Raw genomic sequence first — 9,220 nt, forward strand, 5'->3', positions numbered from 1 at the left:
GGGTGCCGCATCGCCCAGTAACACGGACAAGGACCTGCGGAGGAGGGACACCGGTGGGCTACCGTGAAATCTATGATCAGGCCAAGGCCGATCCCGAGGCTTTCTGGATGCAGGCGGCCGAGGCGATCGACTGGGTGGAAAAGCCGTCGAAGGCGCTTTTCGCCGACAAGGCGCCGCTTTACGAATGGTTCGTGGACGGCCGGCTCAACGGCTGCTGGAACGCCGTCGACCGCCATGTCGAGGCCGGCCACGGCGACCGCCTTGCAATCATCTACGACAGCCCCGTCACCCACACCAAGCGCGCGATCACCTTCGCCGAACTTCGCGACCGCGTCGCCTCGCTTGCCGGCGCCCTGAAGGCGCGCGGCATCGAGAAGGGCGACCGCGTCATCCTCTACATGCCGATGGTGCCCGAGGCGCTCGAGGCGATGCTGGCCTGCGCGCGGCTGGGCGCGATCCACTCGGTGGTGTTCGGCGGCTTCGCGGCGCATGAACTGGCGGTGCGGATCGACGACGCCCGGCCCAAGGCGATCATCGCGGCCTCCTGCGGGATCGAACCCGGGCGCGTCGTCCACTACAAGCCGCTTCTCGACGGCGCGATCGAGCAGGCCGCGCACAAGCCCGAGTTCTGCGTGATCCTTCAGCGCGAGCAGGAAGTCGCCCACCTGACGCCGGGACGCGATCTGGACTGGCACGAATTCCAGTACGGCGTCGACCCCGCCGACTGCGTGCCGGTCGAGGGCAATCATCCCGCCTACATCCTTTACACCTCGGGCACGACGGGCCAGCCGAAGGGCGTGGTGCGCCCCACGGCGGGGCATCTGGTGGCGTTGAACTGGACGATGAAGAACGTCTACGGCATGGCCCCGGGCGAGGTCTTCTGGGCCGCCTCGGACGTGGGTTGGGTCGTGGGCCACAGCTATATCTGCTATGGCCCGCTGGTGCACGGCAACACCACCGTGGTGTTCGAGGGCAAGCCGGTGGGCACGCCCGACGCCGGCACCTTCTGGCGCATGATCGAAGAGCACCGGATCAAGGTGCTGTTCACCGCGCCCACGGCGTTCCGCGCGATCAAGCGCGAAGACCCGAAGGGCAGTCTGGTCAAGGCCTACGACACGTCGCCCCTGCGCGCCCTCTTCCTTGCCGGCGAACGCGCCGACCCCGACACCATCCTCTGGGCCGAGCGCGTGCTTGACGTGCCGGTGATCGACCACTGGTGGCAGACCGAGACCGGCTATGCCATCGCCGCGAACCCGCTCGGGATCGAAAAGCTGCCGGTCAAGATCGGCTCGCCCTCGGTTCCGATGCCCGGCTGGGACGTGCAGGTGCTGGACGAGGCCGGGCATCCGGTGCCGCCGGGCACGCTGGGCGCGATCGCGGTGAAGCTTCCCCTGCCCCCCGGCACCCTGCCGACGCTCTGGAACGCCGAGGCGCGGTTCCGCAAGTCCTACCTCGAGCATTTCCCGGGCTACTATGAAACCGGTGACGCGGGCTATATCGACGAAGACGGCTACCTCTACATCATGGCGCGCACCGACGACGTGATCAACGTGGCCGGCCACCGTCTGTCCACCGGCGCCATGGAAGAGGTGCTGGCCTCGCATCCCGATGTCGCCGAATGCGCGGTGATCGGCGTGTCGGACGAGTTGAAGGGCCAACTGCCCTTCGGCTTCCTGTGCCTCAACGCCGGCTGCGACCGGGACGAGGCCGTGATCGTGAAAGAGGTGGTGAAGCTTGTGCGCGACCAGATCGGGCCGGTCGCCGCCTTCAAGCACGCGGTCGTGGTGAACCGCCTGCCGAAGACCCGGTCGGGAAAGATCCTGCGCGGGACGATGGTGAAGATCGCCGATGGCGAGGCTTTCAAGACGCCCGCGACGATCGACGACCCCGCGATCCTGGAGGAAATCCGCACAGCCCTGCAACGGGTCGGATACGCACCGGTCTAGCCCGGCTTCAGCCGGAGTTCAGGCTGTCGAAGCCGCGCCCGTTCTTGATGAGATCGTCAAGAAGCGGCGATGGCTGGCCGCCGATGCCGCCGCGTTCGCCAAGGCGTGGCAGGGCACGGCGCAGACCAAGAAGCCCGGCCAGGTCGCCGGCCTGCATCGGCCCGCCTGTGCGGCGCGCATAGCCCAGACCGTGCACCGCCAGCGCGTCGATGTCAGAAGGCATCCGCGCCACGCCGTCGGTCAGAAGCCGCGCGCCTTCGTTGACGACCGCGGCAAGGCAGGTGCGCTGGATCGTCTCGGGCGAAAGTCGCCGCGGCGCCGGGAAGCGCGGGCGCGGGTCGGTGTCCAGCGTGAAGGCCGCCCCACCGCCCTGCGCAGCCACCGCCTGCGACAGGCCATCCCCCCTGCCATCTCGCAGGCCATCGCCCCGCCGTTCGCGCGCCTCGAACACACCTTCGGCAAGACCCCAGGCCGTCAGCGCCGCGTCGATGTCCTCGGGCCGGACCCCCTGCGCGGCAAGCGCCTCGGCCGCGGACTCGAGCGCGCCCAGAAGCCGCAGGGCGATGCCGCCGCCAGCGGCCCCGTCGATCGAGCGCACCGGCAATCGCCCAAGCCGACGCATCAGCGTGAAGACGGTCGCCAGCGCGTGGCGCGACACCTTGGGCAGCGTGACGATCTCGGCCGCGGCCGCGCCGGGCAGGCGCAGGGCCACCACATCGCCCGCCCGCTGCACCCCCTGCGCAACCGCCTGCAGTGCGACGCCGGGGCCGGTTGCCGCAAAGACGGTTCCCGCGGGCGCGACCGCATCAAGCGCCGAAAACAGGCGCGCGGCCGAGGCGGTATCGGTCGACGCCGCGTCGATGATCACCTGCGCCGTATCGAAGGCCCGGACCCCGCAGAGCATGGTCAGACGGTCCAGCCGCTCCTCCGCGGCCTCGTCCTCAAGCGTCCGCGCCGCGATGCGGGCATCGTAGATCTCGCCGATCGCGGCATAACAGTCCTCAAGCGTTCCTTCGTCCTCGGCCGAGAGGACGACCTCGAGCCCCGCATCCAGACAGTCGACGGCAAGCTCGGCGGCATCCTCGCCGCCGACGCAGAGGCCGATCCGGTCGACCTCGCGCGGCTCGGCCCCGAGGGTCGCGGGGAAGGCCATCGCGCGGCGCTCGGCGCGTGCCACATGGCAAAGGGCGGCGGCGATGTCGGACACGCGCAGGCCCTCGGCCGCGGTCTGGTCGAAGGCAAGCCCTTCGTCATAGGGCAGAAGCAGCGCCGCCTCGACGCAGTTCACGATCTCGGCCATCACCGGAAGGCCGTCCGGCTGAAGCGCTTCGCGCGCGGAACCGACGGCGTCGAGATAGGTCGCCGGATCGGCGAAGCGGTCCTGCCGCGCGGACGCCGGCCTGGGCCCCGCCCCCCCGGCGATCAGTTCACGCGCAAGCGCGAAAGCCGCGACCCCGCACTTGTCCTGGACGATCCTGTCGGCAAGGCCGTTCCGCGTGCCCGAGGCGATGCCGACCGGCCGGCCAGACTGGAACATGGCGATCGCGACCTCGGCGCCCACAAGGCGCGGCAGACGCTGGCTGGCCCCGCCCGCCGGCAGAAGCCCCAGCCGCGCCTCGGGAAAGCCGATCGCCGTACCATGCTGGGCCACGCGGTAATGCGCGGCCACTGCAAGGTCGGCCGAATTGCCCAGAACCGTGCCGTGAAGCGCCGCGATCACCGGTTTCGGGCAGGCGTCGATCCGCGCGCAGATCGCCTGCAGCGTCGGCGCCTTCTGACCGGGGGCCGAGGCAGCCGGATCGGTGCCGCTGCCGAAGCTGCGCCCGCGCCCGCGCAGCACGATCGCCTGCACCTCGTCCGAGGCCTCGGCCCGGGCGAGTGCGGCATCGAGATCGCGACGGAACGGTGCCGACAGGGCGTTCAGCGGCGGGTGGTCGATCTCGATGATCACCACGCCGTCGCGCAGAAGATAGGTTACACCACCGCTCACAGCCGCCCCCACGTCATGGCTGATCTTGTAGCCAAGACGGCCGGCAACTCAAGCTGTAGATGCGGGTTTCGGCCACATTCGGCCGGTCAGACGGTCAGGTCCTTCCACAGATCGTCGTTCTCGGGGTCTTCTAGCGCTTGTTCAAGCGCCTCGATGTCTTCGGGCACGGGCAGCCCAAGGGCGCGCAATTCGGCGATCTTCTCGCGCAGGTCTTCCTGCAGGATGTGCCGGTCGATCGGGCGGGCGGCGATCTCGTCGAGGATCATCGCGATCGAGGCTTTCAGTGTTTCGAACACGGCTGCATCTCCCTTCCATGTGCGGGTGACCTCGGAAACGATACCAGACTTTCGTTCGACTGGCGGAAGAAACTCTGGATCCTGTCCGGCAGATCGACGTCGTCCCCGTCGAACGCGGTGTCGTCGCCCTGCTCCACGGCCCGGGAGGTCAGGTTGCGCCTGACCTTTTCGGCCAGCGACCGTGACGCCAGAAGGTCCCGGATCCGACCGCGCAACTCGGCCCGCTGCGGATCGCTCAGCGCCGGGCGGTCCGGGGGATGGTCCCCGGGGTGCTCGGTGTCGTCTTCGCCCATCGCCGCGCCCTCATCTTGCGCAGTCGCGGCAAAAGGGCGTGGCTGGCAGCACATCAAGGCGTTCGGACGAAATCTCGTTTCCGCATCTGACGCAGAAGCCATATTCTCCGGCCGCGATCCGCGCGAGGGCGGCGTGGATCTGCTCGATCTCGGCCTTCCCGGAAGACCCGATCCCCTGCAGGACCTCGTCTTCCTCGCGTTCGACGGCAAGCTCCTCCCAATCCTTCGACTGGTGCGAGTCAAGCTCTTCCTCGATCCCGTGCAATCGGGCGTTCAACTCGGCCAGACGGAACTTGAGCGTGGTTTCGCGTGCCTTGACGTCGATCATCGGGGCCTCCTTCGAAGCGGTCGGCTGATGCTCCGACGCTAGAAGGGGGTCGCCACCGGGGCCTTGATCCACGTCAAGGGAGCGGCCGATCCGTCAGATCGGCATATTCTCCCACATCTCGTCAGGGTCGGAGGGCAGGTCTGGTCGCGGTCCCCGTCCGATTGCAACGGCCGGCGGCACAAGCCGGGCTCTTGGTCGTGGCCTGATGTCCTCGTCGCGGGTCGTGTCGGACTTGTCGCCGGGGCGGGCACCCGTGGTTATGTCTTTCATCGAATTCTCCCGTGGCAGCGCGGGGGGGCTGCGCATGGCCCCAAGTATACCCTTCGTGCAACAGACGTGCGACGCGGGAACGGCAGAGCGGCACCGTCGGGCGATCTTTCGCCCATTCGGTGGGCAAGGCCGGGGGCAAGATGCGGAAGGTGCGGGCAGTCCGCCGACCCGTCAGTGCGGGCAGAACTGCTCGTAGATCGCCCCGATCACGGGAATGATGCGGGGGTCGGCCAGGCGGTAGCGCACGGTGCGACCGTCGCGGCTGGCCGCCACCAGCGCTTCGCCCCGAAGCCGCGCAAGCTGCTGACTGACATAGGCCTGGCTCATGCCAAGCGCGCGCTCGAGCTCGCCCACGCTTTTCTCGCCTTCGACCAGTTGGCACAAAAGCAGCAATCGCGACGGGTTCGACAATGCCCGCATCAGCGTCGCCGCTTCATCGGCCGCGTCCGCCATCGCCGTCTGCGATATCACCAGATCTTCAGTCATCATCTTCACGCATACCCGCTGATTGCCAGAAACATATCACGATTGACATGTTAGAGCAATCATCCATATAGGGCCTAACCTCATATGCAGGAGACGAAAGATGAAACCGGAAGTCAAAGCATTCTTTGACGCAGCCACCAACACCATCAGCTACGTCCTCCGTGATCCGCAAGGCCGTCAGGCCGCCATCATCGACAGCGTCCTCGACTTCGATTACGCCAGCGGCCGCACCGACACCTCGTCGGCCGACGCCATCGTCGACCACGTCCTCTCCGAGGGGCTTGAGGTGGCCTGGATCCTGGAAACCCATGTCCATGCCGACCACCTGTCCGCCGCGCCCTACCTTCAGGAAAAGCTTGGCGGAAAGATCGGCATCGGGCGCAATATCACGGTGGTCCAGGACACCTTCGGCAAGGTCTTCAACGAAGGCACCGAGTTCCAGCGCGACGGCAGCCAGTTCGACGCGCTGTTCGGAGACGGCGACAGCTTTCACATCGGGCAGCTTCGTGGCGATGTGCTGCACACGCCCGGCCACACGCCGGCCTGCCTGACCTATGTGATCGGCGACGCGGCTTTCGTCGGCGACACGCTGTTCATGCCGGACTTCGGAACCGCGCGCTGCGATTTCCCCGGCGGATCGGCCCGCGATCTTTACAACTCGATCCAGCGCATCCTTGCGCTTCCCGACGAGACGCGCATCTTCGTGGGCCACGACTACAAGGCGCCGGGCCGCGAGGATTACGCCTGGGAGACGACGGTGGGCGAACAGAAGGCCAGAAACGTGCATGTCGGCGGCGGCGCCTCGGCCGAGCAGTTCGTGGACATGCGCGAGACCCGCGATGCGCAACTGGCGATGCCGCGGCTGATCATCCCGTCGTTGCAGGTCAACATGCGCGCAGGCAACATGCCGGCGCCCGACGCGCAGGGCGACGTCTTCCTCAAGGTGCCGGTGAACCGGCTCTGAGAGCTTTTCGAACCAAGGAAACGCGATGGAACAGGATTGGATCTGGGGACTCGTCGGCGGGCTGATCATCGGCCTTGCCGGCGCGGTCTATCTTCTGGTGAACGGGCGCATCATGGGCGCCTCGGGCATCATCGGCGGGCTTGTCGACGGCAGCGGACGCAGCACCTGGCTTGAACGGGTGGCGTTCATCGCCGGCCTCGTCCTCATGCCCGCCCTGCTCGTGCCGCTTTACTCCGAGGTCGACACGCACCTGACGTCGAACTACGCGCTCGTGGCGATCGCGGGTATCCTCGTGGGCGTTGGCACACGGCTGGCGAACGGCTGCACGTCGGGCCACGGGGTCTGCGGGATTTCCCGCTTCTCGCTGCGCGGGATGGTGGCGACGGTGTTCTACATCGGCGCGGGCGGCCTTGCGGTCGTGGTCTTCAAGCATGTTCTGGGGGTGATCTGATGCGCGCGCTTTTCGCTTTCATCGCCGGCAGCCTCTTCGGGGCGGGCCTTCTGGTGTCGGGCATGACCGATACGACCAAGGTGCAGGGCTGGCTCGACATCTTCGGCGACTGGGACCCGACGCTCGCCTTCGTCATGGGCGGGGCGATCATCCCCATGGCGATCGCCTGGCGCATCACCGTCGGGCGCCGACCGATGCTGGGCGGCGCGTTCCCGGCCCCGCCCGAGCCGCGGATCGGCCACAACCTTGTCGTGGGCTCGATCCTGTTCGGCGTGGGCTGGGGCCTTGTGGGGCTTTGCCCGGGGCCGGCCATCGCCTCTCTCACCTACAACGGGATCGGCGGTGTGGTCTTTCTTGTGGCGATGATTGCGGGCATGCTCGCGGCGCCACCGATGCGCACCCGCATCGACGCCATCGCCGGGAGCACCTGACATGTCGACCCTCGAAATCCGCGTCCTGACCGACGACTATGCCGTAAGCCCGCAGGTCGCGCCCGAGGACATGGCCGAGATCCGCGCGCGCGGCTACAGCACCGTGATCTGCAACCGCCCCGACATGGAAAACCCGCCCGACCTTCACGTGGCGGCCATGGCGGCCGCGGCCGAGGCCGCCGGGCTGACCTTTGTCGAAAACCCCTTCGCCGCGGGTCTTGATCTGTCGATCATCGACCGCCAGCGCGCGGCGATCGACGCGGCCTCGGGGCCGGTGCTGGCCTATTGCCGGTCGGGAACGCGGTCGGCCACCGTCTGGGCGCTGGCCGAGGCCGGGCGCAGGCCGACCGACGAGATCCTGCGCGCCACCGCCTCCGCCGGCTATCCGATGGAAGGCCTGCGCCCGCAGATCGACGGACTGGCCCGGCGCACCGGCTAGGCGGCTAGGTGCCGGGCGGCGAAAGGCCTGAAAGCGCGGGTCCGGACAGACCGCCGTCGTGGGAAGGGGCGCCTCCACGGCCATCGGGATGCGCCGGGTCCCGCCCCGCGCCGGGATTGGGCGCGGACGCCATCCGCGTCCCGCCCGCCTGCCCGGGAGGCGACGCCGCGCCGCTCGGCAGGGCAGCAAGCTTCTGCGGCGACTGGGCGGCGTCCGTATCGGCGGCGTCGACCGACAGACGAACGGCCTTCCGTCCTTCGATCTGGCCAAGCCGGGCCCGGCCGACGGGCCGCCCGTCACGCGCCTCCAGCGACAGCCCGATCAGCGCCTTCGCGGGGACACGCAGCCTGTCGCCCGGTGCCAGCGCCCGGATCCGCTGAAGCGGCAGGCGCAGACGGCACAGCACCGCCTCGAGCTGAACGCGGCCTTCCATGACCACTGGCCGAAGCTCTTCCCCAAGGTGCCGCCCCGCGGCGGGCGCGTCCGCGCGCCCCGACAGGGGGGCGAACGGCGGCATCAAAAGCGACAGGGCGCCCTGCCGCGCCCCGCCGCCAAAATCGATCGCGATTCGGACCGCGTGCAGGGGACCGTCGGACAGCGCCATTGCGGCGGTCCGCGCGTCGCACAGGTATCCGGCAAATCGTGCGCCGGCATGAATCGGCCGCTGGCTCATCACCCCGACGGCGGCGTCGAACGCCGCGCAGACCGCATCCACAAGATCGGCCACAAGGGCCGCGTCGGTCGCGGTCGGGCGCCGTTCGGGCGGGGGGGCGCGGCCGACCTGACCGGTGGTCTGCGCCTCGATCACCGAGGCCAAGGCCGGGGCATCGAGGCAACAAAGCCCCGTCCGCCCACGATCGTCGCGCATCAGCATCAGAAGCCCGCCCTCGGGCAAGGCCGCGACGGCGGCGGTGGCCGGTTGGGCCGCCTCGTGCACCGACAACACCGACAGCTCGACCCCCAGGTGGTCGTCCGCGACCCGGGGCAGCGTCTGGTGCCAGGCCCGCGCCGACGACATCACCGTCGATGACAGCGGCCCACGAAGGGCGCCGGCCTTCCGCCGCATCACCGAAAGTGCCGTCTGCGTCATCTCGCGCCGCCTTCTGCCCCGCGCCGTCCCTGTCCACGTCGCACCACTTCTGCCAGTTCGGGGTTAACGATTGATTTCGGACCCCGCGCCCCGCCGGATGCGGCAAGAAGGGCTTGAGAACCGCACGCTTCGCACCGATTATCCGGGCAAGGCGGCGGCCAGGCACGGCACGCCGCGAAGAACGACCTTGCTAGGGAGGAAGAACAGATGGCGGATATCCGGCCGGACATGCACGC

General features: G+C 68.6%; 11 protein-coding genes. 5 read left to right on the plus strand and 6 right to left on the minus strand.

All coding sequences use genetic code 11. The features are described 5' to 3' along the window. The first annotated feature begins 53 nt into the window (after positions 1 to 53). A complete protein-coding gene (locus ACRDNQ_RS16450) occupies positions 54 to 1,946 on the plus strand; it encodes a propionyl-CoA synthetase (RefSeq protein WP_431829777.1) in 1,893 nt (630 codons plus the stop codon). Between the two features lie 7 nt (positions 1,947 to 1,953). On the opposite strand, the gene ACRDNQ_RS16455 is transcribed toward ACRDNQ_RS16450, so the two are convergent. From ACRDNQ_RS16455 to ACRDNQ_RS16475, 5 genes are all read right to left on the minus strand, one after another. Further along, positions 1,954 to 3,936 carry an enoyl-CoA hydratase-related protein gene (locus tag ACRDNQ_RS16455; RefSeq protein WP_431829778.1) on the minus strand — a complete coding sequence of 661 codons (1,983 nt, stop codon included), beginning with the start codon at positions 3,934 to 3,936 and terminating at the stop codon, positions 1,954 to 1,956. A gap of 86 nt (positions 3,937 to 4,022) precedes the next feature. Beyond that, the gene (locus ACRDNQ_RS16460; RefSeq protein WP_431829779.1) at positions 4,023 to 4,232 is read right to left on the minus strand and encodes a hypothetical protein; all 210 of its coding nucleotides are present in this window, start codon (positions 4,230 to 4,232) and stop codon (positions 4,023 to 4,025) included. After that, the gene (locus ACRDNQ_RS16465; RefSeq protein WP_431829780.1) at positions 4,217 to 4,525 is read right to left on the minus strand and encodes a hypothetical protein; all 309 of its coding nucleotides are present in this window, start codon (positions 4,523 to 4,525) and stop codon (positions 4,217 to 4,219) included. The genes ACRDNQ_RS16460 and ACRDNQ_RS16465 overlap by 16 nt, the downstream gene beginning before the upstream one ends. Before the next feature lie 10 nt (positions 4,526 to 4,535). Further along, positions 4,536 to 4,853, minus strand: coding sequence for a TraR/DksA family transcriptional regulator (locus ACRDNQ_RS16470; protein WP_431829781.1), 318 nt, complete (start codon positions 4,851 to 4,853; stop codon positions 4,536 to 4,538). 441 nt (positions 4,854 to 5,294) lie between these two features. Continuing rightward, complete coding sequence (locus ACRDNQ_RS16475) at positions 5,295 to 5,609, minus strand: ArsR/SmtB family transcription factor (RefSeq protein ID WP_431829782.1); 315 nt, start codon at positions 5,607 to 5,609, stop codon at positions 5,295 to 5,297. 100 nt (positions 5,610 to 5,709) lie between these two features. On the opposite strand from ACRDNQ_RS16475, the gene ACRDNQ_RS16480 reads away from it, so the two are divergent. Genes ACRDNQ_RS16480 through ACRDNQ_RS16495 form a run of 4 tightly spaced genes read left to right on the plus strand, consistent with a single transcriptional unit; the run spans position 5,710 to position 7,894 of the window. Further along, positions 5,710 to 6,573, plus strand: coding sequence for an MBL fold metallo-hydrolase (locus ACRDNQ_RS16480; protein WP_431829783.1), 864 nt, complete (start codon positions 5,710 to 5,712; stop codon positions 6,571 to 6,573). Positions 6,574 to 6,598: 25 nt separating this feature from the next. Then, positions 6,599 to 7,024, plus strand: coding sequence for a YeeE/YedE family protein (locus ACRDNQ_RS16485; protein ID WP_431829784.1), 426 nt, complete (start codon positions 6,599 to 6,601; stop codon positions 7,022 to 7,024). Next, positions 7,024 to 7,455, plus strand: a complete 432-nt coding sequence (locus ACRDNQ_RS16490; protein WP_431829785.1) for a DUF6691 family protein — start codon at positions 7,024 to 7,026, stop codon at positions 7,453 to 7,455. Before ACRDNQ_RS16485 ends, ACRDNQ_RS16490 begins: the two co-directional genes overlap by 1 nt. Before the next feature lies 1 nt (position 7,456). Continuing rightward, positions 7,457 to 7,894: a protein tyrosine phosphatase family protein gene (locus ACRDNQ_RS16495; RefSeq protein WP_431829786.1), complete on the plus strand. Its 438-nt coding sequence runs from the start codon at positions 7,457 to 7,459 to the stop codon at positions 7,892 to 7,894. Between the two features lie 4 nt (positions 7,895 to 7,898). On the opposite strand, the gene ACRDNQ_RS16500 is transcribed toward ACRDNQ_RS16495, so the two are convergent. Further along, a complete protein-coding gene (locus tag ACRDNQ_RS16500; protein WP_431829787.1) occupies positions 7,899 to 8,984 on the minus strand; it encodes a FliM/FliN family flagellar motor switch protein in 1,086 nt (361 codons plus the stop codon). Positions 8,985 to 9,220 lie beyond the last annotated feature (236 nt).

It is taken from the genome of Saliniferula longa (assembly GCF_050789285.1).
Lineage (GTDB): Bacteria > Pseudomonadota > Alphaproteobacteria > Rhodobacterales > Rhodobacteraceae > CAVPWP01.

Coding starts and splice junctions, on each gene's coding strand:
- ACRDNQ_RS16480 (WP_431829783.1), top strand. CDS start 5,710: ATGAAACCGGAAGTCAAAGCATTCTTTGACGCAGCCACCAACACCATC.
- ACRDNQ_RS16495 (WP_431829786.1), top strand. CDS start 7,457: ATGTCGACCCTCGAAATCCGCGTCCTGACCGACGACTATGCCGTAAGC.
- ACRDNQ_RS16500 (WP_431829787.1), bottom strand. CDS start 8,984: ATGACGCAGACGGCACTTTCGGTGATGCGGCGGAAGGCCGGCGCCCTT.
- ACRDNQ_RS16490 (WP_431829785.1), top strand. CDS start 7,024: ATGCGCGCGCTTTTCGCTTTCATCGCCGGCAGCCTCTTCGGGGCGGGC.
- ACRDNQ_RS16465 (WP_431829780.1), bottom strand. CDS start 4,525: ATGGGCGAAGACGACACCGAGCACCCCGGGGACCATCCCCCGGACCGC.
- ACRDNQ_RS16475 (WP_431829782.1), bottom strand. CDS start 5,609: ATGACTGAAGATCTGGTGATATCGCAGACGGCGATGGCGGACGCGGCC.
- ACRDNQ_RS16485 (WP_431829784.1), top strand. CDS start 6,599: ATGGAACAGGATTGGATCTGGGGACTCGTCGGCGGGCTGATCATCGGC.
- ACRDNQ_RS16470 (WP_431829781.1), bottom strand. CDS start 4,853: ATGATCGACGTCAAGGCACGCGAAACCACGCTCAAGTTCCGTCTGGCC.